Raw genomic sequence first — 24933 nt, 5'->3', positions numbered from 1 at the left:
CCGTTAAGGTGTTATTTTTTTGGAAAAAATACGATTTAATACTTTAAATATGATAAAATGTTATCAGTATAGTAGGAGGATTCCATGAGTTCAATTAATTATAAACGAGTTGTTTTAAAGGTTAGTGGCGAAGCCTTAGCCGGTAAAGACGGTTTTGGGATTAATCCTGAAATCATCAAGAGTCTAGCTGAAGAAATTAAATCAGTTCATGCATTAGGCGTTGAAATTTCAATTGTTGTTGGTGGCGGTAATATCTGGCGTGGTGAAACAGGTGCCAAATTAGGCATGGAACGTTCACAAGCTGATTATATGGGTATGCTAGCAACTGTGATGAATAGTTTAGCCTTACAAGACGGGCTAGAATCAGTCGGTGTCCCAACACGTGTTCAAACAGCTATTGAAATGCGTCAAATTGCTGAACCTTATATTCGTCGTCGTGCGATTCGCCATCTTGAAAAACATCGTGTGGTTATCTTTGCTGCTGGAACTGGTAATCCTTACTTTTCAACTGATACTGTTGCAGCACTTAGAGCTGCTGAAATGGATGCAGAAGTTATTTTGATGGCTAAAAATAACGTTGATGGTGTTTACTCAGCAGATCCAAAACAAGATCCAGACGCTGTTAAATTTGATGAACTATCACAATCAGACATGATTAATAAAGATCTTCGTGTAATGGATATGACAGCAAGTTTCCTATCAATGGACAATGACATTCCTTTAATTGTCTTTAACATCAATGAACCAGGAAATATTGAACGTGTTGTACTCGGAGAAGATATTGGAACAAAAATTCGCGGAGGAAAATCATAATGCAAAACCAAGCAACTACAAATGCAAAAGAATCAATGAAGAAAAGTGTGCAAGTTTACCAACATGAAATTGGAAATATTCGTGCAGGTAAAGCTAATGCAAGTATTTTAAACCCTGTAAAAGTGAACTACTATGGTGCACCAACACCTCTAAACCAAATGGCTTCAGTTACCATTCCTGAAGCACGTGTATTGATGATTTCACCATATGATAAATCTTCATTAGGTGACATCGAAAAAGCAATCTTAGCTTCTGACTTAGGTCTTAACCCAGCTAACGATGGGGATGTTATCCGTCTAGTTATTCCTCAACTAACAGGTGAACGTCGTCAAGAACTAGCTAAAGAAGTTGGTAAAATTGCTGAACAAGGAAAAGTTGCAATTCGTAACATTCGTCGTGATGCTATGGAAGATGTTAAAAAACAACAAAAAAATGGTGACATCACTGAAGATGAACTACGTCTTTTAGAAAAAGACATTCAAAAATTAACTGACGATGCAATTAAAGAAATTGAAGAAGCATCTGATGCAAAAAGTGTTGAAATTACCGAAGGTTAAAACTTCGGTTTTTTGATAGGAATACAAATGAAATTAAAATCAAGTAATCTTAACCATTTAGCAATTATCATGGATGGCAATGGAAGATGGGCTAAGAAGCGATTCTTGCCCCGTGTTGCCGGTCATAAACAAGGAATGGACAACGTTAAAACGATTACAAAAGCAGCTAATCGTTTGGGTATAAAGGTTTTAACTTTATATGCTTTTTCAACTGAAAATTGGGGACGTCCAACAGAAGAAGTGGGTTATTTAATGAAATTACCCGCTTTATTTTTTGATAAATTTATGCCAGAATTAATGGCAGAAAACGTACGTATCAATGTTATGGGATTTTTAGATGAGTTACCAAAATCAACTTATGATGTTGTAATGAAAGCAGTTGAACAAACTAAAAATAATACGGGGTTAGTCTTGAATTTTGCCTTAAATTACGGTTCTAGACGGGAATTGACACAAGCTATGGCTGAAATTGGTCAACAAATTCAAAACGATCAACTAAAACCTGAAGAGGTTACAGAAGATGTGATTGAATCTCACCTGTTAACGAGTCAATTTGAAGACCCTGATTTACTCATTAGAACAAGCGGTGAGCAAAGATTATCAAACTTTTTACTTTGGCAATCAGCCTATACAGAGTTTGCTTTTACAGATAAAAGTTGGCCTGACTTTTCACCAGAAGATTTGACTGAAATTATCGATGACTTTTCTAAACGCCATCGCCGTTTTGGTAAACTGTAACTTTAAAAAGAAAGAAGAGACCTGCTAATGAAAATACGTGTTTTGACAGCACTAGTTGCTTTAGCAATAGCACTTCCTTTGGTCTATGTGGGCGGTATTTATCTGACACTAATTATGGCTATTTTGAGTATTATCGCTATGGCCGAAATTTATATGATGAAAAGACGAGTGTTAGTTTCCGTAGATTTTGTTTTAGCTGCTTTAGCGGCAGTTTCTTTAACTGTTTTTGATCAAAATTTACCCTTAGATCGTTATCGACTATTTCTACTTTTAATGGTCTTACTACTGGGATTAACCATTATTGACTCTAACCGGTTTAATTTTGAAGATGTGGGGGTTATTGCCATCACTTCGTTATATGTTGGACAAGGATTTCATTATTTCTTGCAAGCTAGAGCTTCTGAAAAGGGACTCGCTTTGGTTGGGCTATTATTGGTTATTATCTGGATTACAGATAGTGGTGCTTACTTAGTCGGCCGAACATTTGGGAAACATCCGTTATATAAACCTATTAGTCCAAATAAAACGATTGAAGGTTCTATAGGTGGTGTTATTGTCGCAATTTTAGCATCATTACTATATACTAGCCTTGTACCTTTAAATATGTCATGGATTCAGGTAGTGATTATCAGCGGATTATTATCAATTGTCGGTCAAATCGGTGATTTAGTAGAATCGGCTTATAAACGCTTTTATCAAGTCAAAGATAGCGGCACGATTTTGCCTGGTCACGGCGGTATTTTAGATCGTTTTGATAGTCTACTATTTGTATTGCCCGTTGCTTATTTAATCGGTCTATTTTAAAGAGAACAGGAGCCAAAGAGTAAATGCAATTACTTGGAATTCTTATATTTCTTATCATTTTTGGAATTTTGGTTGTTGTCCATGAATTTGGTCATTTTATTGTGGCTAAAAAGTCAGGCATTCTCGTCCGTGAATTTTCTGTCGGAATGGGACCAAAATTATTTCAAAAATTGCATAAGAATACAACCTACACAGTCAGATGGCTACCATTAGGTGGTTATGTGAGATTAGCTGGTCCAGATGATTCAGCAAAAATTGACCCCGGATCAATGGTATTGTTGCAATTAAATGAAGCCGGAGAGGCTGTTCGAATTAATACAACACCAGATGATATTTCTTTTGATGGTATTCCCATTCAAGTTAAGAAAGCTGATTTAGAAGATGACCTTTATATTGAAGGTTTTGAAAATGGTGATGAACAAAAATTAAGACGTTTTGATGTCATTCATGATGCAACTATTATTGAAGAAAATGGAACAGAACTTCAAATTGCCCCAAGAGATGTTCAAATGCAGTCAGTTTCTGTTTGGAAAAAAATTGCGACCAATTTTGCAGGTCCATTTAATAATGCATTATTAACATTAGTTGCGTTTATGATTTATGCGTTTATTTCAGCAGGAGCACCGACAACAGTCGTTAACAATTTTTCACAAGATTCACCTGCTCAAACAGCTGGAATTGAAAAAGGGGACAAAATTATCAAAGTTGATCAACAAGCGATTAAATCAACAACTGATATTCAAATGTACCTTAGTACAACTCAAAACAAACAAGTAACAGTTGAACTTGAGCGCAATGGTCAATTGGTTCAAAAGACCGTAACACCACAAACAATTAGTGAAAACGGGAATAGTTATCGCTTGTTGGGGCTGACTTTTGATGTTGATGGGTCAGTACCAGCACGTATTAATCAAGGGTGGAATTTAACCACGAATACAGCCACTTTGATTTTTAAAGGTGTCAAGAGCCTAGTGACAGGTTTTAGCTTAAATAAACTATCAGGACCTGTGGGTATCTATAAACAAGCCTCAGATTTATCTAACCAAGGATTTTTAAGTATTTTATACTTCTTAGGTGCCATCTCAATTAACTTAGGGATTATGAACTTATTACCAATTCCAGGACTAGATGGAGGTAAATTACTTCTTAACTTATACGAATTACTTCGCGGAAAACCCGTTTCACAAGAAAAAGAAGTTATCATTAATATTGTCGGTGTTGTGATTTTATTTGCGTTAATTATTGCTGTAACCGGAAACGATATCTATCGCTATTTTATTAAATAAGTCACTTAGTTGGAGGAACTATGAAACAATCTAAATTTTTTATGCCAACCTTAAAAGAAACACCTTCTGATGCTGAAGCTGTCAGCCATCAGTTGATGTTACGTGGTGGTTATGTACGTCAAGTCACTGCGGGTGTTTATTCTTATTTACCATTGGCAAATCGCGTATTATCAAAAGTATCACAAATTATTCGTGAAGAAATGGAATCTATTGATTTAAGCGAAATGATGATGCCAGAATTACTACCTGCTTCATTATGGCAAAAGTCAGGTCGTTATGATTCTTACGGTCCTAATTTGTTTAAATTAAAAGACCGTCATGAACGTGACTTTATTTTGGGACCAACACATGAAGAAACCTTTACAGAGATTGTGGCCCAAGAAATCAAGAGTTATAAACGTTTACCATTTTCATTATTCCAAATTCAAACTAAATTCCGTGACGAAAACCGTCCAAGATTTGGATTGCTTCGTGGACGCGAATTTATTATGAAAGATGGTTATAGCTTTGCAAGTAACTATGACCAACTTGATCAACAATACGAAAATATGAAAAACGCATATCTGAAGATTTTTGTACGAACAGGTGTTGATGTTAAGCCAATTATTGGAGATGCTGGTGCCATGGGTGGTTCTGATTCTCTAGAATTTGGAGCTCCTGCAGCAATCGGTGAAGATATAATCGTTTATACTGATTCAGGTTATGCTGCAAATATTGAAATGGCCTCAAGTTATTTTGTTAAAGAAGAAAATAATGAGCCATTACAAGACGTTGAAAAAGTTGAAACACCTAATATTAAGACGATTGCTGACTTAGCAGATTTCTTAAACATTAGTGAAAAAGATATTGTTAAAAGCGTTGTCTATATTGCAGATGAAAAGCCAGTGTTGGTTTTAATTAGAGGCGACCAAGAAGTTAACGAAGTCAAATTGAAGAACCTGTTGCAAGTCGAAGACTTACACTTAGCAACAAGTGAAGAACAAGTTGAATTAACACAAGTAAAATCAGGTAGTATTGGACCAGTTAACCAAGACTTTGCTAAAGAAGTGGTTGCTGACCGTAATATTCAAAATATGGCTAACTTTGTGGTAGGTGCTAATGAAACTGGCTTCCAACTAAAAAATGTTAACTTAAACCGTGACTTTACACCAGATAATTTCGCAGATATTGCCGTCGTTAAAGAAGGCGAATTAGACCCATCTGGAAAAGATGAGTTGAAATTCACTCGTGGGATTGAAATTGGTCATATTTTCAAATTAGGAACACGTTATTCAGAATCAATGAATGCTAAGTTCTTAGATGAAAATGGTAAAGCACAACCTGTTATCATGGGATCATATGGAATTGGTGTTTCAAGATTGCTTTCAGCTATCATTGAACAACATCATGATGACCGTGGTATTTTATGGCCTAAAGAAGTGGCACCATTTAGTGTTCACCTTATTCAGATGAAGATGAATGATGATGAACAAACACAAATTTCTGAAAAATTATACCAAGACTTACAATCACAGTTTGAAGTGTTATATGATGATCGTGCAGAACGTCCAGGTGTTAAATTTGCAGATGCTGACTTATTAGGGGCACCATTCCGTGTCATTATTGGTAAAAAAGCAGCTGAAGGAATTGTGGAAGTTAAAAATAACCAAACTAAAGAAGCAGTTGAACTTCAACTTTCTGAAGTTACAAATTATTTAAAAAATGAAATAGGGTAAAACATGTCTAAAGAAAATCAACTATTTTTAAATTTATTAAATCAAGTTAAGTTTAATCAATTAGTTGCTGATGGATTTTCTGAAAATGATAGTTTTTACCAAGGTGAAATAAAAAAAGTGGATGTCTACCAACAAGAGAGAAAGTGGATTTTCCACCTTTTTTTTCCTAAAAAAATATCCTTTTCAGCCTATCAGCTATTAAAACAAGCAATCACACAAGAACTGGCTAATTTCGTTGAACCTGAGTTAGTTATCACATTTGGTGAAAAATCAAATGATATCGATCAAGATTACTACCAAGATATCGTTGAACACCATTTGAATAGTTCATCGATGATTAAGCGAATTTTGTTGAATTCAAAATCTGCCTACCAAAATCAAATTTTGACTTTAAAGCTTGAAAATTCAGTTAGTCAAGCCATGATTAGTGATGAAGTTTTAACTGAACTTAAATCGATACTAAAACAGTATGGCTTTTTAGTGGACCAAATTAAAACCACAGTTATCGATGAAGAACAATCCTTAAAAAACTTAGATAGTCTTTATCAACAGCAACAAGAATTTGAACAATCACTAGAAAAAGAAGCTCATAAACAACAAGCAACGCCTAAAAAACCAGCGGTAACCAGTTCAGAAACGTCATTAGGAAAACCAATTTCACCTCAATCCCAATTTCAACAATTAAAAGATATACAAGAAGAACAGCAAGATGTTGTGATTGAGGGGCATTTATTTGATGTTGAAGTTCGCAGTTTACGCAATGATAATAAAATGCTAATTGCTAAAATCACAGATTACAGTGATTCTATTACCATCAAAAAATTCCCACGTAATCAACAAGAAGCGGCAGTCTTTGAAAATATCAAGCCTGGCATGTGGGTACGCGTTAAAGGACAAACTCAAAACGATAAATATAGTCAAGAGCTAACCATTATGATTAGAGATCTTGAAGTTTTTGAAAAGCCAAAACGACAAGATACCTATGAAGGTGAAAAGAGAGCTGAACTCCATCTTCATACGACAATGAGTCAAATGGATGCTACTAATTCGATCAAAGAATATGTTCAAGCTGCGGCTAGATTTGGCCATAAAGCACTGGCAGTTACTGACCATGCAGGGGCACAAGCTTTTCCTGAGGCTCATGCTGCTGGAAAAGCAAATGGCGTAAAAATTTTATATGGACAAGAAGCGAATTTCGTTGATGATAGTAAAAACTTACTAGTTCAAAATCCAGTTAGCTTAGATGCTCAGTCAGCTGACTATGTGATTTTTGATGTCGAAACAACAGGGCTTTCTGCTGTTTATGATCAAATCATTGAAATTGGTGCGGTTCGGATGAAAAATGGCGAGATTATCGAACGTTTTGACGAATTTATCAATCCGCATGAAGCACTGTCAACAACAACCATCAATTTAACAAGTATTACTGACGATATGGTTGAACAAGCAGATGATGAAAAAGACGTGATTACACGATTTGTTGATTTTATGGCTGGTGCTGAAGCAATTGCGGGACATAATGTTTCATTTGATATTGGTTTTTTAAATGCTGCCTTAGTGAGATCTGGGTTTAACAATGTGACGATTCCGGTTATTGATACGTTAGAATTATCACGATTATTACACCCCGAACAAGGAAGACACACATTAGATACCCTATCTAGAAAATACCAAATTACACTTGAACATCATCACCGTGCCGATAGTGATGCGGAAGCAACCGGTTATTTGCTATATAAATTACTAGGTGTTTTTCAAGAACAATTTAGTGAAACAAATCTTAATGAGTTTAATCAGCATAAAAATCCTCATGTGACCTATAAACGTGCAAGACCTAGTCATATGACGATTTTAGCCAAAACACAAGCAGGCTTGAAAAATCTATTTAAGCTAATTTCAATGGCGAATGTTAAGTATTATTACCGAACACCTCGTCTACCAAAATTCTTGCTGGATGAATATCGAGACGGATTATTAATTGGAAGTGGTTGTGCTGATGGCGAAGTTTTTACCGCCATGATGCAAAAGGGATACGCTGAAGCTAAAAAATTAGCTGAGTATTATGATTACTTAGAAATTCAACCGCCAAGTGCGTATAGTTCTTTAATCGACCGAGAATTAATTCGTAATAAAGAAGACTTACAAGATATTCTCAAGAATATCATTCAGTTAGGTCAAGAACTCAATAAGCCTGTGGTTGTAACAGGGGATGTGCACTACTTAAATCCAGAAGATCATATTTATCGTGAAATCCTAATCTCTTCAATTAAAAGTAGTCCACTACGTCATCAAAAATTGCCAGATTTACATTTCAGAACAACGCAAGAAATGTTTGATGAGTTTGACTTTTTAGACGAACAAACTGCTTACCAAGTTATAGTTGCTAACCCAAATCAAATTGCTGAATCAACAGAAGAAATTGTACCTGTTAAAGACAAATTGTACACACCAATTATGGAACATTCTGAAGATGAAATTAGAGAGTTATCTTACAATAAAGCCTACGAACTCTACGGCAATCCTTTACCTAAAATTGTTGAAGACCGGATTGAACACGAATTAAAGAGTATTATTGGAAATGGATTTAGTGTTATTTATCTAATTTCTCAAAAACTAGTATATAAATCTAATAAAGATGGCTATTTAGTTGGATCACGTGGATCAGTTGGGTCAAGTTTTGCCGCAACGATGACCGGGATTACAGAGGTTAATCCACTGCCACCACATTATCGCTGTGCTAGCTGTAAATATTCTGAGTTTTATACTAAAGGTGAATACGGGTCAGGATATGATTTACCTAATAAAAAATGCCCTAATTGTGGTGAAGAGTTAGTAAAAGATGGTCATGATATTCCATTTGAAACTTTCCTAGGTTTTAACGGTGATAAAGTACCAGATATCGATTTAAACTTCTCAGGTGATTACCAACCTGTGGCTCATAATTATACTAAAGTTTTATTTGGTGAAGACAGCGTGTTTAGAGCAGGAACCATTGGAACTGTTGCTGATAAAACTGCGTTTGGTTATGTTAAACATTATGAGGAAGAAAAAGAATTAGACCTTAGAACAGCCGAAGTTGAACGACTAGCTAAAGGGTCAACAGGTGTTAAGCGAACGACTGGTCAGCATCCGGCTGGAATTATCGTTGTGCCAGATTACATGGATATCTATGACTTTACGCCAATTCAATATCCAGCAGATGACCAAAGTTCTACCTGGAAAACAACTCACTTTGATTTCCATTCTATTCACGATAATATCTTGAAACTTGATATCTTAGGACATGATGATCCAACAATGATTAGAATGTTACAAGATTTAAGTGGAATTGATCCATTGACTATTCCAACCAATGATCCAGGAGTAATGGCGTTATTTTCTGGAACAGAGTCAATTGGGGTAACACCTGAACAAATTAATTCAAAAACCGGTACATTAGGTGTGCCTGAATTTGGAACAAAATTTGTCCGAGGGATGCTTGAAGATACTAAACCCACAACTTTTGCAGAGTTGTTACAAATTTCAGGATTATCTCACGGGACAGATGTTTGGTTAGGCAATGCCTCAGACTTAGTTGATAGCGGACAAGTTACCTTAAAAGAGGTTATTGGTTGTCGTGATAATATCATGCTTGACTTGATTCATTGGGGAATGGAATCTCAAACGGCCTTTCAAATCATGGAACGTGTTCGTAAAGGAAAAGGAATTCCTGAAGAATGGCAAAAATTAATGCGGGATAATCCAAATATTCCAAGTTGGTATATTGATTCTTGTTTAAAAATCAAGTACATGTTCCCCAAAGCCCATGCTACTGCTTATGTGATGATGGCACTTAGAATTGCTTACTTTAAAGTGCATTATCCTACCATTTATTACGCAGCTTACTTTAGTGTTAGAGCAAGTGATTTTGATTTGGTAGCGATGTCAAATGGTAAAAATTCTGTTAAGGAAGCCATGCAAGAAATTCATGATAAAGGCAATGATGCAACGGCTAAAGATAAAAGTTTGATGACGGTGCTTGAACTTGCCAATGAATGTTTAGAACGAGGCATTAAAATCAAAATGGTCGATGTTGAAAAATCAGCAGCTCAAGACTTTACAATTGTTGATGATCATACCTTATTAGCACCTTTTAATGCTGTGCCAGGACTAGGTGATAATGTGGCAAAACAAATCGTAGCGGCTCGTGCTGATAAACCGTTTTTATCACAAGAAGACTTAGCAACCAGAGGGAAAGTATCCAAAACCATCATGAGTTATTTTGAAGAAAATGGGGTCTTGGAAGGACTACCTGAACAGAACCAACTATCACTATTTTAATTGATTTAAAGCCCTTAATGTGCTACACTATACACATTGGATGGTTCTTAGTTCGAGTGAGCAGAAATGCTCACTCTTTTTATTGCAATAGGAGGATTATGTGGCTGAGATTACAGAAATCGTTGAATCTTTAGTTACACCAATCGTTGACGAGAAAGGTTATGAGCTTGTTGACGTTGAGTACATTAAAGAAAAATCAACACGTTATTTAAGAATTTATGTCGATAAAACTGGTGGAATTGATATTGAAGAAGTCGCACAGGTAAGTGAACAATTAAGTGAAAAGCTTGATGAACTTAATCCTGATCCTTTTCCAGAACCTTATATGTTAGAAGTTTCTTCACCAGGTGTTGAAAGACCTATCAAAAAAGAAAAAGACTGGGAAAGTGCAATTGGTGAATACATCAATGTTAGTTTATACCGTGCTTTTGAAGGCGAAAAAGTCTACGAAGGTTTTTTAATTAGTAAAGATGATTCATTTGTAACTTTAGAAATTAAAATTAAAACACAACGTAAACAACTCTCAATTCCAACGGATATTGTGGCTAAAGCAAGATTCGCAATTGAGTTTTAGAAGGGGACGTAGTTCATGTCAAAAGAAATGTTAAGTGCTTTTGAAGCACTTGAAAAAGAAAAAGGTATCAAAAAAGAAGTTATCATTGATGCGTTAGAAGCAGCTTTAGTTTCTGCATACAAAAGAAATTACAACAAAGCACAAAATGTTGAAGTTATTTTTGACGAAAAGAAAAGTGATATCAAAGTGTATGCTTTAAAAGAAGTTGTTGAAGAAGTCTTCGATGATAGATTAGAAATCAGCTTCCCAGATGCACTAAAAATTAACAAAGCTTATGAATTAGGCGATGTTTTAAAATTTGAAGTAACACCTAAAGACTTCGGTCGTATTGCAGCACAAACTGCTAAGCAAGTGATTATGCAACGTGTTCGCGAAGCTGAAAGAAGTAATATCTTCAATGAATACTCACAGTATCAAGATGAAGTCGTTCAAGGTGAAGTACAAAGACAAGATAACAAATTTGTCTATGTCAATATTGGTCGCGTTGAAGCTTTAATGTCACGTGCTGACCAAATGCCAAATGAAACTTACAAACCACAAGACCGTATTAAAGTGTTAGTATCTAAAGTGGACAATACGACAAAAGGTCCTCAAGTATTTGTTTCTCGTACACATGCTGATTTAGTTAAACGTCTATTTGAACGTGAAGTACCTGAAATCTATGATGGTACTGTTGAAATTGTTTCAATTGCTAGAGAAGCTGGTGACCGTACTAAGATGGCTGTTCGTTCTGATAACAAAAATATTGATGCAGTCGGAACTTGTGTGGGTCAAAAAGGTGCTCGTGTTCAAACAATCGTGGATGAACTTGGTGGTGAAAACATGGATATCATCAATTATGAAGAAGATTCATCAGATTACATCGCCAATGCACTTAACCCTGCAGAAGTAATTGCTGTTCAATTTGATGAAGAACAAAATAGCTGTTTAGTTATTGTTCCTGATTACCAATTATCTCTTGCAATTGGTAAACGTGGTCAAAACGTTCGTTTAGCTGCTAGATTAACTGGATACAAAATTGATATTAAAGCAGAATCAGAAGTTGAATTTGTTGAAGATACTGAAGAAGCTGAAGCAAGTACTGAAGTATCAACAGATGATAGTCCTTCAGAATCAACTGAAGAATAATTTTTGAGTAGGTGATAACTATGAAAAAACGTAAGATTCCAATGCGTCGAGACTTACTGACTAATGAAATGGTACCTAAAAAAGAATTAGTACGTGTCGTATTAGACAAAGAAGGTAATTTGAGCATTGACCCAACTGGTAAAAAACCAGGTCGTGGGGCGTATGTTTCATTAAAGCCAGACATTATTCAAACAGCAAAAGACAAACAAGTACTCAATCAATCTTTAAAGGTTAAAGTTGATGATGCTTTTTACGATGAGTTATTTGAATATGTTGATCATCAAAAAGCCAGACAAGAATTATTTGGAGATAACCAGTAATGGATAACCGACAAAAAGTGTTAAACTTTCTAGGGTTAGCACAAAAATCTCAAAATTTAATTTCTGGTGCACCTCAAGTAATTGAAGGTATTCGAAATGCCTCGGTGCAATTGATATTTTTGGCAACAGATACTGCTAAAAACAATCAAAAAGACATTACAAACAAAGCTAATTACTATAAAGTTCCTGTTATTACAGACTTTACGAGCCAAGACTTTGAACAAGCAATTGGTAAAAATCGTAAAATACTAGCAATTTGTGATAAGGGCTTTAGTAAAGCAATACAAAAATACTATAGTGAAGAAGTGTGATGCTGATGACAAAAACCTGATAGCATCATGCTTGCTTTGCCAAAATAAGAAAGGAATGACCATTCTTTGACCTCAAATCAAAATAATAATCATTCAAACAACCAACAAAACGAGCATAAGCCAACAAAAATTAAAATGAGTGCTGTTAGAAAACGCAATTCTAACAATAACCAAAATCAAGGCAACTCAAACAACTCTAATAATAAAAATGGTTACTCAAAAAACCGTAATAATAACAACAATCAAAGCCAAGATCGTCGCAATAACAGATCTAATTCAAACCAAAAAACTAATAATTCACCAAGACCTAAAGCAGGTTTAAGACATTTGGAAGAATTAAAAGAAAAACAACGCCAAGATACAAACAAAAAGCCACGTAATAACCGTGGTGGCCAAAACGGTCGTCCAAATAACAAATCAAACGATCGTAATAACAATAACGGCAATCGTCATTCTAATAATGGTGGTCGTCCAAATTCAAATAATAATCGTCCACAAAACAATAATGGTGGTCGTCCAAATTCAAATAATAATCGTCCACAAAACAATAATGGTGGCGGAAATTACAAAAAGAATAACGATCGCAATCAAAAACCAGCACGTCGTAATACATTACCAAATATTCCAGCGGCACCAGAACCCGTACAAAACGAATCTGAAAACCGTAACCGTAAACGTGTTGACCACAAGAAAAACGTTAATTCAAAAAATAATTGGCGTAACAATAAGAAAAAGAACAATAGACATCAAGAACAACATGTTCACATTAAGAAGAAAAAACCAATGCCACAAAGAAAAGAAAAGCCATTGCCAGAAGTATTGGTTTTTGAAGACGGCATGAATGCACAAGATTTAGGTAAACTATTACACCGTGAACCAGCTGAAGTTGTTAAAAAATTATTTATGTTAGGTGTCATGGTCAACCAAAACCAATCACTTGATAAAGATACAATTGAATTAATTGCAACGGATTATGGTATTGAGTCAAAAGAAAAAGAACATGAAGATATTTCAGATATCGATAAAATCTTTGAGGCTGAAAATAGCAATACTGAAAATCAAACACCTAGACCACCCGTTATCACAATTATGGGACACGTTGACCATGGTAAGACAACTTTACTTGACCACTTGCGTAACACTCACGTTACAGATGGTGAAGAAGGTGGAATTACACAACATATTGGTGCTTACCAAGTTGATAATGACGGTCGCTTAATTACGTTCTTGGATACACCAGGACATGCGGCATTTACAAATATGCGTGCTAGAGGTGCTGATATTACTGATATCATCATCTTAGTTGTAGCAGCTGATGATGGTGTTATGCCTCAAACTAAAGAAGCGATTAACCACGCTAAAGCTGCGGGCGTGCCAATTATTGTTGCAGTTAACAAGATTGATAAACCTGATGCTAACCCTAACCACGTGATGGAACAATTAATGGGATATGAATTGATTCCTGAAGACTGGGGTGGATCAACAATCTTCGTTCCTATTTCTGCTAAAACTGGTGAAAATGTTGATGACTTACTAGAAATGATTTTATTACAAGCTGATGTGATGGAATTACACGCTAACCCAGAACAAAAAGCAGTTGGGACCGTTATTGAAGCTCGTCTTGACAAAGGTAAAGGTTCAGTAGCCTCACTACTAGTTCAACAAGGAACACTTCGTGTAGGGGACCCAATTGTTGTCGGTAACACATTTGGTCGTGTTCGTGTTATGACTAACGATCGTGGTCGTCGTGTGAAAGAAGCTTATCCATCAGAACCAGTTGAAATTACAGGTCTTAATGATGTGCCAAACTCAGCTGATCGTTTCGCAGTATTTGAAGATGAAAAAACTGCTCGTGCAGCTGGTGAAGAACGTGCAAAACGTGCTTTAGTAGAAGAACGTAATAATAATAGCCGTGTAACATTAGATAACTTGTTCGATACGATGAAAGAAGGCGAATTGAAACAAGTTGATGTTATTATCAAAGCTGATGTACAAGGTTCTGCTGAAGCTTTAGCTGGATCACTTCAAAAAATTGAAGTTGAAGGCGTTAAAGTTAACATTGTTTACTCTGGTGTAGGGGCTATTAATGAAAGTGACGTAACATTGGCTACTGCAAGTAATGCTATCGTTATCGGATTTAACGTACGTCCAACTCAACAAGTAAGAAAACAAGCAGAAACTGAAAACGTTGATATCCGTCTATACGGTGTTATCTACAAAGCTATCGATGAAATTGAATCAGCTATGAAGGGTATGTTAGATCCTGAATTCCAAGAAAAAGTTACAGGTAACTTAATTGTTCGTGAAACATTCCACGTTTCAAAACTTGGAACAATTGCAGGTGCATTCGTAACTAACGGTTCAATTCAACGTGATAGTGGTGTGAGATTAATCCGTAACGGTATCGTAATCTATGAAGGAAAACTATCTTCATTGAAACGTTTCAAAGATGATGCTAAAGAAGTTAACCAAGGCTTTGATTGTGGCTTAATGATTGAAAACTACAATGACATCAAAGTGGATGATGAAATCGAAGCTTATGTCATGGAAGAAGTTCCTGTTAAATAAAAGGGGGAATTCTAATGAAACACCGTATTGAACGTGTGCAACAAGAAATTTTACGTGAAGTAACAACAGTATTGCGTAAAAATGTTAAGGACCCTCGTGTTCAAGACGTTACAATTACTGATGTTGAACTAACAGGTGATTTATCTCAGGCTACTATTTACTATAGTATTTTGTCTGATAAAGCATCTGACAATCAAAAAGTTGAAGAAGGACTTAAAAAATCAACAGGTTTAATTCGTCATGAAGTCGGGCGTAATTTGACAACGTTTAAAGTTCCTGAATTAATCTTTAAAAAAGATGATTCTGTTGCTTATGGTGCCAAAATTGATGCTTTGATTCGTCAATTAAATCAAAAAGACTAAAAAACGCCATTTTATGGCGTTTTTTTTATAATAAAGGATGGTTAAGTAAGATATGTTAAGTGGTGTGATTGTTTTATATAAAACTAAAGGGATGACCAGTACCGATTGCGTTCGTGACATGCGTCGTGTGCTTCAAATGAAAAAAGTAGGTCATGGTGGAACACTAGACCCATCAGTAGAAGGAATTTTGCCAATTGCGATTGGGCAAGCAACTAAAATTATTGATCTTATGCAAACACATGATAAAACTTACATTGGAGAAGCTATTTTAGGGTTTGAAACGGATACCGAAGACTTAGATGGTGAAATAATCAAGACACAAGATGTTGAAGAGCCTTTTTCTGAAGAGGCTATTGAAGAAGCTATGTCTAAATTAACAGGAGAAGTTGAGCAACTCCCCCCAATGTATTCTTCAGTTAAAGTTAAAGGTCGCCGTTTATATGACTATGCTCGAAATAATATTCCAGTAGAACGTCCAGTACGTCATATTCATGTTTCTAAATATGTCAAAATTGGGCAATCAACTTACGACGAAGCTAACAAACAACAACGTTTTAAGTTTGAAATTACTTGTTCTAAAGGAACTTATGTTAGAACGCTAATTAAACAATTGGGCGATATTTTAGGTGGTCCTGCTGTTATGAGTTCACTAACGCGAGCAAAAAGTGCTGGATTTGGTTTAAAAGATGCTGTTTTACTTGAAACATTGAAAGAAAATCCTGAAAAAGCAGTTGATTATGTAGTCCCATTAGAACGTTTTTTTGAAGAGCAGCCAGCTTATCAGCTTAGTGATAAAGAATTTGAAATGGTACAAAACGGTGCCAAACTAAAATTCCCAATTGATGTTGAACGTTTATGCTTGTATCATAATCGCAAGATTAAAGCTATTTACAAAAAAGATGTGAAACATCCACCGCTTTATCGTCCAGAAATGATGTTGCTTCAAAATAGTTAAAAAAATGTAGAGGAGGAGCATGATGCATACTTATCAACTCAATTATCCAATTGAATCTCAAGTCGTTGAGACCCAAGGTATTGTATTAGTACTTGGTTTTTTTGATGGTGTTCATTTAGGACATCGCCAATTACTTGAAACCGGGAAAAAAGTAGCTACTGAAAAAGGTCTGAAATTAGCAGTGATGACTATGAATGCACATCCTAGCCAGATTTATGGACCAACAGATGTGTCTGTGCCATTACTTACAACGACCGCTGAAAAAACGGAACTAATGGCCCAACTTGGAGTAGATATCCTGTATATTGGCAATTTCAATGGCCCTTTAGCTAAAGTTCAACCGCAAGATTTTGTTGATGAAGTTTTAAGTCAATTAAACGTTAAGGCAGTCGTAGCTGGCTTTGACTATACTTTTGGTAAAAAAGAAGTAGCGAATATGTCACTACTCAAACAGTTAGCAAAAGATAAATTTGAAGTTTATGAAGTCCCCAGTTATAACCAAGATGGTCAAAAAGTGAGCTCAACTCGGATTCGTCATTTGATTGAACAAGGTGATGTGGATCAGGCTAATACGTTATTAAATTCAATTTATCAAACGTCTGGCAAAGTCATTCACGGGTTCAAGCGTGGCCGTCAATTAGGTTTTCCAACTGCTAATATTGACTCCAATGCTAAAAAAGTAGGCTTAGCTTCAGGGGCTTATACTGTTAAGTTGAAAGTCCATGGTCAGTGGTATCAAGGAATGGCCAGTGTTGGATATAATATTACATTTGATGATGTGAAAGACTTATCGGTCGAAGTTAATATTTTTGATTTTGATGAAGATATTTATGATGAAATGGTGGAAGTAAAGTGGTATCACTATCTTCGCCCAGAGGAAAAATATTCATCAATTGAAGCTTTGATTGACCAATTAAATCAAGATGAAATTGATAGTAGGGCCTATTTTAAAGCTTTAGAGAAATAGTTTGATATTTTTAGCTGTCGTCTTGACATTCTGCTAGTTAGTTGTTATATTCTAATAGTTAGCACTCGTAATTTAATAGTGCTAATTCGAAGAGGTGACACTATGTTATCAAAACGACAGGAACTTATACTTAAGATGATTATCAATGTTTTTAATAAGACTCAACAGCCCGTTGGTTCTAAAACATTGATGGATGAACTCACGATTCAAGTTTCTTCTGCTACCATTCGTAATGAAATGGCGAAGTTAGAAGAACTTGGATTAATTGAAAAAACACATTCATCTTCAGGACGTGTCCCATCTAATCAGGGATATCGTTATTATCTAGATTATTTATTACAGCCAACAGATATGCCAGAAAATTTGCATGAAAAACTGCAAATGAACTTTAATCATCAGTTTCAAAAAATTGATGATATTGTATCTCGTTCGGCAAAAATATTATCTGATTTGACTAGTTATACTGCTTTTGTAGCTAGTCCTGAGATTCAGTTTTGCAGAATTACTGAATTTCGCATTGTGCCACTTTCTAATCATCAAATGATGGCCATTCTAGTAACCAGCGATGGCGATGTTAAAAATCAGCTTTATCGTTTACCTGATGATGTATCAGGTGGTGAACTAGAAGCATTAGTCGAAAAAATTAATACAGCCGTCAAAGGCAAAACACTTCATGAAGTCTCAGGTTATTCTTCTGAACAATTCATGTCTATCTTAGGTGTGAAAGAAGATACAGCAAGTTTAATTTTACTTCAGCTATTAAAAGATGTGTTTAAGCCAACGGAAACGGATCAATTATTTGTTAATGGCGAATTGAATTTATTGAATAACTATTCTAGTTTCGATGACTTAGATAATTTGAAATCACTTTATCAATTACTTAGTCATCCTGAAATATTTTCAGATTTAATTCACGAAAATAGTTTAAATAATCCCGCATTTTCTGTTCATGTTCGCCTAGGAGATGAACTGCCACTGGACTTATTAAAGGATTACAGTTTACTAACTGCCACTTATGAAGTCGGTGATTTTGGAAATGGAATTGTGGCTTTACTCGGGCCAACAAATATGCCGTATTCACAGATGATTAGTCTGATGAACTACTTCAAAGAAGAACTGGCTGACCAGCTACTGGATTATTACAGCAAGTTTAGATAAGGAGGATGACAGTGTCTAACGAAGAAAAAGATATTAAACAAGAAAATACAACCGAAGAACCCGTTGAAGAAACAACTGAAGATGTTGTTGAAAATGAAGAAGTGGAAACAACTGATTCAGAAGTTGAAAAACTTCAACAAGAGCTTGAAGAAGCACAAGATAAATACTTACGCTCACAAGCTGAAATCCAAAATATTCAAACTCGTCAACAAAAAGAACTGGCACAATTTAGTAAATATGAAGGTCAAAGCCTTGCAAAAGAAATTTTGCCTGCTTTAGACAATTTACAAAGAGCCCTACAAGTTCAAGCTGACGATGAGGCTTCAAGCCAATTGAAAAAAGGGATTGAATTAACTTACAACGCTTTAATGAAAGCTTTAAATGATAAAGGAATCACAGAAGTTGAAGCACAAGGTGCACCTTTTGATCCAAATTATCACCAAGCGGTTCAAACAGTTGAAGCAACTGAAGACCATCCAAAAGATACAGTTGTGGAAGTTTACCAGCCTGGATACTTATTTAAAGATCGTATTTTAAGACCTGCAATGGTTAGCGTTGCAAACTAAGAAATTTGAAAGGAAGTTATTGATTTATGTCAAAAGTTATTGGTATTGATTTAGGAACAACTAACTCAGCAGTTGCTGTTTTAGAAGGTAAAGAACCAAAAATTATTGCAAACCCAGAAGGTAACCGTACAACTCCTTCTGTCGTTGCTTTTAAAGATGGTGAAATTCAAGTTGGGGAAGTTGCTAAAAGACAAGCAATTACAAACCCAGATACAATTTCTTCTATCAAACGTCACATTGGTGAAGCAGGTTACAAAGTAACTGTTGGCGACAAGTCATACACACCACAAGAAATTTCAGCAATGATTTTACAACACATCAAAAAATTCAGTGAAGATTACCTAGGTGAAGAAGTAACAGAAGCTGTTATTACAGTACCTGCATACTTCAACGATTCACAAAGACAAGCAACAAAAGATGCTGGTAAAATTGCTGGTTTAGATGTTAAACGTATTGTTAATGAACCAACTGCTAGTGCTTTAGCTTATGGTTTAGATAAAGCTGAAGAAGACGAAAAAATCCTTGTTTATGACTTGGGTGGTGGTACATTTGACGTTTCTATCCTTGAATTAGGTGACGGCGTATTCCAAGTGCTTTCAACAAACGGTGACACTCACTTAGGTGGGGACGACTTTGACGAAGCAATCATGGATTGGTTGATTGCACAATTCAAAGACGAAAACGGTATTGACTTATCTAAAGATAAAATGGCATTACAACGTCTAAAAGATGCAGCTGAAAAAGCTAAAAAAGACTTATCAGGTGTAACAACAACTCAAATTAGCTTGCCATTTATCTCAGCTGGTGAAGCAGGTCCATTACACTTAGAAACAACCTTAACTCGTGCTAAATTCGATGAAATCACAGCTGAACTAGTTGAAAGAACAAAAATCCCAGTTGAAAACGCATTAAAAGATGCTGGTCTTTCAAAAGATGAAGTGGATAAAGTTATCCTAAACGGTGGATCAACACGTATCCTTTCAGTTCAAAAAGCTGTTGAAGACTGGACAGGTAAAAAACCTGATCACTCAATTAACCCTGATGAAGCCGTTGCTTTAGGTGCTGCTGTTCAAGGTGGTGTGATTTCAGGTGACGTTAAAGATGTTGTGCTTCTTGACGTAACACCATTATCACTAGGTATTGAAACAATGGGTGGCGTTTCAACTAAATTAATTGAACGTAATACAACAATCCCTACAAGTAAATCACAAGTCTTCTCAACAGCTGCTGACAACCAACCAGCCGTAGACATTCATGTTCTTCAAGGTGAACGTCCAATGGCTGCTGATAACAAGACTTTAGGTCGTTTCCAATTAACAGATATTCCACCAGCACCACGTGGTGTTCCTCAAATCGAAGTTAAATTTGACATCGATAAAAACGGTATTGTAAATGTATCTGCTAAAGACTTAGGTACACAAAAAGAACAAAAGATTACAATCCAAAGTTCATCAGGTCTATCAGATGAAGAAATCGAACGTATGACAAAAGATGCTGAAGAAAATGCTGAAGCAGATAAAAAACGTAAAGAAGAAGTAGACTTACGTAATGAAGTTGATCAATTAATCTTTACAACTGATAAGACATTGAAAGAATTAGATGGCAAAGTTTCTGAAGAAGAAGTTTCAAAAGCTAAAGAAGCTAAAGAAGCTTTAGAAAAAGCACAATCTGATAATGACTTAGAAGCAATGAAAGCTAAAAAAGATGAATTGAACCAAATCGTTCAAGATTTAACAACAAAAATATACCAACAAGCACAAGAAGCTCAACAAGCTCAAGGTGGCGAACAATCAGGTCAATCAAACAACGATGACACCGTAGATGGTGACTTCCGTGAAGTAGACCCTGATAAAGATAAATAACAATTACGATGAAAAAGTCAAATTGTCAATTTGACTTTTTTCATTTATAGAAATGAAAGAGGAATTTTATGGCACAACAACGAGATTACTATGAAGTCCTGGGTCTTTCTAAAAATGCATCAGAAGCCGAAATAAAAAAAGCTTATCGTAAACTATCTAAAAAATACCACCCAGATTTGAATGATTCTGCAGATGCTGAAGAAAAGTTCAAAGAAGTTAGTGAAGCTTATGAAGTCTTGAGTGACTCTCAAAAACGTGCTGCTTATGACAATTATGGTCATGCAGGAGTTAATGGTGGTGCTCAAGGTGGAGCTGGTGGTTTTGGTGGCGAAGCCAAGGCTTTGGCGGTTTTGAAGATATCTTTAGTCAATTCTTCGGTGGTGGAGCTGGCGGCGGCCGTGCCCAAGATCCAACTGCACCTCGAAAAGGACATGATTTAGATTACACCATGACGCTTGAATTTGAAGAAGCCATTTTTGGTAAGAAAACAAACGTCACATACGATCGTGATGAAACATGTAAAACATGTGATGGTAATGGTGCAAAACCAGGTACTTCAACCAAAACTTGTCAAAAATGTCACGGTTCAGGTTATATGACCGTAGATCGTCAAACAATGCTTGGTATGGTTCGTCAACAAGTTGCTTGTGATGAATGTCACGGTCAAGGTGTAATTATTGAAACACCTTGTGAAGACTGTCATGGTAAAGGAACAACTAAACAAAGACATACTGTTGAAGTTAATATTCCAGCAGGTGTTGACCAAGGCCAACAAATTCACTTAACTGGTCAAGGTGAAGCAGGAGCTAATGGTGGTCCTTACGGTGATTTATACATCGTGCTACGTGTTCGTCCAAGTAAGACATTTGAACGTTCAGGGACAACCATTTACTACACAGTGCCAATTAGTTTTGCACAAGCAGCTCTTGGTGATGAAATTGATGTTGAAACGGTTCATGGCAAAGTTAAATTGCGTATTCCAGCAGGAACACAAACAGGTACAACCTTTAGATTAAATGGAAAAGGTGTGCCACAATTGAACGGTCATGGTACAGGTAATCAAGAAACAACTGTTAAGATTATGACACCTAAAAAGCTAAACGAAGACCAAAAGAAAGCCTTAGTTGATTTTGTTAAGGCTGGTGGCGAAGACATTCAACCCCAAGACAAAAACTTTTTTGAAAAAGTAAAAGATAAATTTATGTGAATTTTAAAAAAGAGAAGATTTTAATCTTCTCTTTTTGTTTGTGACCATTTCGGATACTTGCTATAATAAAGAACAGAAGTAATAGAGGAGAACACATGAATTTAGAAGAATTAAAAGATTATCAATCAAGAATAAGAAATTTTTCTATTGTTGCCCATATTGACCATGGGAAATCAACAATAGCTGACCGTATTTTAGAATTAACGGATACGGTGTCAAAGCGTGAAATGCACGCTCAAATTCTAGATAGTATGGAATTAGAACGTGAACGTGGAATTACAATCAAGCTAAACTCAGTTGAGTTAAAATATCGTGCTAAAGATGGTAAAGATTATATTTTTCATTTAATCGATACACCAGGTCACGTGGACTTTTCATACGAAGTATCACGTTCACTTGCAGCTTGTGAAGGTGCTGTATTAGTTGTTGATGCTGCACAAGGTGTTGAAGCACAAACATTAGCTAACGTTTATTTAGCTTTAGATAATGACCTTGAAATTGTACCAGTCATTAACAAAATTGATTTACCTGCGGCAGATCCAGATCGTGTAAAAGATGAAATTGAAGATACAATTGGATTAGATGCCCAAGATGCGGTTCTAGCTTCAGCTAAAAGTGGTCTTGGAATCGAAGAATTACTAGAACGTATTGTGACGGATATTCCAGCACCTCAGGGTGACTTTGAAGCACCTCTAAAAGCAATGATTTTTGACTCAGTTTACGATTCATATCGTGGGGTTGTTTTATCTATTCGTGTTGAAGATGGTATTGTTAAACCTGGCGACATGATTGAAGTTATGAGTAATGGTAAACAATACGAAGTAACAGAAGTAGGTGTGTTATCACCGAAAGCAGTTAGTCGTGACCGTTTAGTTGCAGGGGATGTTGGGTATTTAACCGCTAACATCAAGACTGTTCGTGATACTCATGTTGGGGATACCTTAACATTAGCTAACAACAAAACAACTAAACCAACGCCCGGTTATCGTCCAGCTAAACCCATGGTTTATTCAGGAATGTATCCAGTTGAAAATGCTAAGTACGATGATTTAAGAGAAGCACTAGAACGTTTACAATTGAATGATGCTGCACTTGAATTTGAACCAGAAACTTCACAGGCCTTAGGATTTGGTTTTAGATGTGGTTTCTTAGGATTGTTGCACATGGATGTTATTCAAGAACGTCTAGAACGTGAATTTGGCTTAGAATTAATTATGACGGCACCATCTGTAGATTATCATGCCAAACTACAAAATGGTGAAGAAGTAACAGTTGCTAACCCAGCAGAAATGCCGGATCCTAGTGATATTCGTGAAATTCAAGAGCCTTATGTTAAAGCGGAAATTATGGTGCCAAATGACTACGTTGGTCCTGTCATGGAACTGGCTCAAAGAAAACGTGGAAACTTTGTTACGATGGATTACTTAGATGCTAACCGTGTTAATGTTATCTATGAAATCCCACTATCTGAGATTGTTTTTGATTTCTTTGACGAATTAAAATCAAATACTCGTGGTTATGCGTCACTTGATTATGAGTTGTGTGGTTATCGTCCAAGTGATCTTGTCAAAATTGATATTTTACTTGCTGGTGAAGCAGTTGATGCGTTAAGTTTCATTGTTCACCGTGATTTTGCCCAAGCTCGTGGTCGTGCCATTACTGAAAAATTAAAATCAGTTATTCCTCGACAACAATTTGAAGTGCCTGTTCAAGCTTCAATTGGGAATAAAGTTATCGCCCGTTCAACAATTAAAGCTTACCGTAAAGATGTTACAGCTAAGCTATATGGTGGGGATGTTACTCGTCGTATGAAACTGCTTGAAAAACAAAAAGCGGGTAAAAAACGAATGAAGGCAGTTGGGAAGTTAGATGTTCCTCAAGAAGCCTTTATGAGTGTGCTTAAAATGGGTGACGATGAAAAATAAAGCTTTTAAATCCTCTTTAAAATTATTAAAGAGGATTTTTTGTTTGTCTAAACAAATGATATAATAGCCAAGTTGAAAATAACGTTATCAAATGATGGAGTAACTCATGAAAAAGTTTAAACGGTTTTTATTATACTTAGCCGCTTTAATTTTATTAATTGTAGGGCTAGCTTTAATTTTTAATGAACCTATCCAAAATATGATTGTCTCTCATAACACAGAAGTGGCTCGAACTTCTGTGACAAAAGAGCAAATTCAAAAAAATACACAAACTAAAACAGCAGACTATGATTTTTCAAAGGTAAAGAGTCTTGATATTAACCAAGTTGGACAATCACTGACACATAATCAAACACAAGTTATTGGACTAATAGCCGTCCCAAGTGTCAATATGAACCTACCAATTTCAAAAGGGTTAAGTGATGCGGCACTATCATCAGGTGGTGGCACAATGCGAGAAGACCAACAAATGGGGATAGGTAGTTATCCTATAGCCGGGCATTATATGACCGACAAAGGACTATTATTTTCTCCACTAGAGTCTGTTAAAACAGGCGAGCTAATTTACTTAACCGATTTAGATAAGGTTTATACGTATAAGATTTACCAAAAAGAAGTCGTTGATCCTTATGCGGTTTGGCTTGTAGATAATACCGAGCAAGCTATTGTCACCTTAATCACATGTGCTGATGGCGGCGTTAACCGTTGGGCTATTCGAGGTGAATTAGTGGAAACAAAAACTGCGACACCGAAAGAATTAACGGTATTTAATTTAAACTAAGTAAAAGGGGTTAAAC

19 protein-coding genes and 2 pseudogenes are annotated in these 24933 nt (G+C 35.9%); all 21 read left to right on the top strand.

Annotation, left to right across the window (positions count from 1 at the left end):
* Window positions 1–84: 84 nt before the first annotated feature.
* The 21 genes and pseudogenes from pyrH to R4Y45_RS04655 all read left to right on the top strand — a co-directional run bounded on the left by pyrH (window position 85) and on the right by R4Y45_RS04655 (window position 24917).
* The gene (pyrH, locus tag R4Y45_RS04755; RefSeq protein WP_339969799.1) at window positions 85–813 is read left to right on the top strand and encodes a UMP kinase; all 729 of its coding nucleotides are present in this window, start codon (window positions 85–87) and stop codon (window positions 811–813) included.
* Entirely contained in the window at window positions 813–1370 is a 558-nt protein-coding gene (gene frr, locus R4Y45_RS04750; protein ID WP_339969796.1) for a ribosome recycling factor, read from the top strand. The genes pyrH and frr overlap by 1 nt, the downstream gene beginning before the upstream one ends.
* Window positions 1371–1397: 27 nt before the next feature.
* The gene (locus R4Y45_RS04745; RefSeq protein ID WP_339969794.1) at window positions 1398–2108 is read left to right on the top strand and encodes an isoprenyl transferase; all 711 of its coding nucleotides are present in this window, start codon (window positions 1398–1400) and stop codon (window positions 2106–2108) included.
* A gap of 27 nt (window positions 2109–2135) precedes the next feature.
* Window positions 2136–2912, top strand: a complete 777-nt coding sequence (locus R4Y45_RS04740; RefSeq protein WP_339969792.1) for a phosphatidate cytidylyltransferase — start codon at window positions 2136–2138, stop codon at window positions 2910–2912.
* Window positions 2913–2935: 23 nt separating this feature from the next.
* Window positions 2936–4198, top strand: coding sequence for an RIP metalloprotease RseP (rseP, locus tag R4Y45_RS04735; RefSeq protein WP_339969790.1), 1263 nt, complete (start codon window positions 2936–2938; stop codon window positions 4196–4198).
* Between the two features lie 20 nt (window positions 4199–4218).
* Complete coding sequence (locus R4Y45_RS04730; protein WP_339969788.1) at window positions 4219–5913, top strand: proline--tRNA ligase; 1695 nt, start codon at window positions 4219–4221, stop codon at window positions 5911–5913.
* Window positions 5914–5916: 3 nt separating this feature from the next.
* The gene (locus tag R4Y45_RS04725) at window positions 5917–10233 is read left to right on the top strand and encodes a PolC-type DNA polymerase III (RefSeq protein WP_339969786.1); all 4317 of its coding nucleotides are present in this window, start codon (window positions 5917–5919) and stop codon (window positions 10231–10233) included.
* Between the two features lie 100 nt (window positions 10234–10333).
* Window positions 10334–10807 (top strand): ribosome maturation factor RimP, encoded by a 474-nt coding sequence (gene rimP / locus R4Y45_RS04720; RefSeq protein ID WP_339969784.1) that lies wholly within the window; start codon window positions 10334–10336, stop codon window positions 10805–10807.
* 15 nt (window positions 10808–10822) lie between these two features.
* Window positions 10823–11935: a transcription termination factor NusA gene (gene nusA, locus R4Y45_RS04715; protein ID WP_339969782.1), complete on the top strand. Its 1113-nt coding sequence runs from the start codon at window positions 10823–10825 to the stop codon at window positions 11933–11935.
* A 20-nt stretch (window positions 11936–11955) separates the two neighbouring features.
* Window positions 11956–12255, top strand: coding sequence for an RNase P modulator RnpM (gene rnpM / locus R4Y45_RS04710; protein WP_339969780.1), 300 nt, complete (start codon window positions 11956–11958; stop codon window positions 12253–12255).
* Window positions 12255–12566: a ribosomal L7Ae/L30e/S12e/Gadd45 family protein gene (locus R4Y45_RS04705; protein WP_339969778.1), complete on the top strand. Its 312-nt coding sequence runs from the start codon at window positions 12255–12257 to the stop codon at window positions 12564–12566. The genes rnpM and R4Y45_RS04705 overlap by 1 nt, the downstream gene beginning before the upstream one ends.
* Window positions 12567–12833: 267 nt before the next feature.
* Window positions 12834–15134, top strand: a pseudogene (infB, locus tag R4Y45_RS04700) (translation initiation factor IF-2); the annotation flags it as partial.
* Between the two features lie 14 nt (window positions 15135–15148).
* Entirely contained in the window at window positions 15149–15496 is a 348-nt protein-coding gene (rbfA, locus tag R4Y45_RS04695) for a 30S ribosome-binding factor RbfA (RefSeq protein ID WP_339969776.1), read from the top strand.
* A 52-nt stretch (window positions 15497–15548) separates the two neighbouring features.
* A complete protein-coding gene (truB, locus tag R4Y45_RS04690; RefSeq protein WP_339969773.1) occupies window positions 15549–16451 on the top strand; it encodes a tRNA pseudouridine(55) synthase TruB in 903 nt (300 codons plus the stop codon).
* A gap of 22 nt (window positions 16452–16473) precedes the next feature.
* A complete protein-coding gene (ribF, locus tag R4Y45_RS04685; RefSeq protein WP_339969771.1) occupies window positions 16474–17418 on the top strand; it encodes a riboflavin biosynthesis protein RibF in 945 nt (314 codons plus the stop codon).
* A 102-nt stretch (window positions 17419–17520) separates the two neighbouring features.
* The gene (hrcA, locus tag R4Y45_RS04680) at window positions 17521–18576 is read left to right on the top strand and encodes a heat-inducible transcriptional repressor HrcA (RefSeq protein ID WP_339969769.1); all 1056 of its coding nucleotides are present in this window, start codon (window positions 17521–17523) and stop codon (window positions 18574–18576) included.
* A gap of 11 nt (window positions 18577–18587) precedes the next feature.
* A complete protein-coding gene (gene grpE, locus R4Y45_RS04675) occupies window positions 18588–19142 on the top strand; it encodes a nucleotide exchange factor GrpE (protein ID WP_339969767.1) in 555 nt (184 codons plus the stop codon).
* Between the two features lie 26 nt (window positions 19143–19168).
* Entirely contained in the window at window positions 19169–21004 is a 1836-nt protein-coding gene (gene dnaK, locus R4Y45_RS04670) for a molecular chaperone DnaK (RefSeq protein ID WP_339969765.1), read from the top strand.
* 68 nt (window positions 21005–21072) lie between these two features.
* A pseudogene (gene dnaJ / locus R4Y45_RS04665) lies at window positions 21073–22211 on the top strand (molecular chaperone DnaJ).
* Between the two features lie 95 nt (window positions 22212–22306).
* Window positions 22307–24136: a translation elongation factor 4 gene (gene lepA / locus R4Y45_RS04660; protein ID WP_339969763.1), complete on the top strand. Its 1830-nt coding sequence runs from the start codon at window positions 22307–22309 to the stop codon at window positions 24134–24136.
* A gap of 106 nt (window positions 24137–24242) precedes the next feature.
* Entirely contained in the window at window positions 24243–24917 is a 675-nt protein-coding gene (locus tag R4Y45_RS04655) for a class A sortase (protein ID WP_339969761.1), read from the top strand.
* Window positions 24918–24933: the final 16 nt, after the last annotated feature.

The sequence above is a fragment of the Holzapfeliella saturejae genome (assembly GCF_037546065.1).
GTDB classification, from domain to species: Bacteria; Bacillota; Bacilli; order Lactobacillales; family Lactobacillaceae; genus Holzapfeliella; species Holzapfeliella saturejae.
Note: the sequence above shows the minus strand (reverse complement) of the source record. Positions and strands in the feature narration are given on the sequence as shown.

Excerpts from the sequence above, each read along its gene's own strand:
- R4Y45_RS04655 (WP_339969761.1), top strand. The coding sequence starts at position 24,243 with ATGAAAAAGTTTAAACGGTTTTTATTATACTTAGCCGCTTTAATTTTA.
- rseP (WP_339969790.1), top strand. The coding sequence starts at position 2,936 with ATGCAATTACTTGGAATTCTTATATTTCTTATCATTTTTGGAATTTTG.
- pyrH (WP_339969799.1), top strand. The coding sequence starts at position 85 with ATGAGTTCAATTAATTATAAACGAGTTGTTTTAAAGGTTAGTGGCGAA.
- frr (WP_339969796.1), top strand. The coding sequence starts at position 813 with ATGCAAAACCAAGCAACTACAAATGCAAAAGAATCAATGAAGAAAAGT.
- R4Y45_RS04730 (WP_339969788.1), top strand. The coding sequence starts at position 4,219 with ATGAAACAATCTAAATTTTTTATGCCAACCTTAAAAGAAACACCTTCT.
- rnpM (WP_339969780.1), top strand. The coding sequence starts at position 11,956 with ATGAAAAAACGTAAGATTCCAATGCGTCGAGACTTACTGACTAATGAA.
- R4Y45_RS04740 (WP_339969792.1), top strand. The coding sequence starts at position 2,136 with ATGAAAATACGTGTTTTGACAGCACTAGTTGCTTTAGCAATAGCACTT.
- R4Y45_RS04745 (WP_339969794.1), top strand. The coding sequence starts at position 1,398 with ATGAAATTAAAATCAAGTAATCTTAACCATTTAGCAATTATCATGGAT.
- R4Y45_RS04705 (WP_339969778.1), top strand. The coding sequence starts at position 12,255 with ATGGATAACCGACAAAAAGTGTTAAACTTTCTAGGGTTAGCACAAAAA.
- nusA (WP_339969782.1), top strand. The coding sequence starts at position 10,823 with ATGTCAAAAGAAATGTTAAGTGCTTTTGAAGCACTTGAAAAAGAAAAA.
- truB (WP_339969773.1), top strand. The coding sequence starts at position 15,549 with ATGTTAAGTGGTGTGATTGTTTTATATAAAACTAAAGGGATGACCAGT.
- hrcA (WP_339969769.1), top strand. The coding sequence starts at position 17,521 with ATGTTATCAAAACGACAGGAACTTATACTTAAGATGATTATCAATGTT.
- R4Y45_RS04725 (WP_339969786.1), top strand. The coding sequence starts at position 5,917 with ATGTCTAAAGAAAATCAACTATTTTTAAATTTATTAAATCAAGTTAAG.
- rbfA (WP_339969776.1), top strand. The coding sequence starts at position 15,149 with ATGAAACACCGTATTGAACGTGTGCAACAAGAAATTTTACGTGAAGTA.
- dnaK (WP_339969765.1), top strand. The coding sequence starts at position 19,169 with ATGTCAAAAGTTATTGGTATTGATTTAGGAACAACTAACTCAGCAGTT.
- ribF (WP_339969771.1), top strand. The coding sequence starts at position 16,474 with ATGCATACTTATCAACTCAATTATCCAATTGAATCTCAAGTCGTTGAG.
- lepA (WP_339969763.1), top strand. The coding sequence starts at position 22,307 with ATGAATTTAGAAGAATTAAAAGATTATCAATCAAGAATAAGAAATTTT.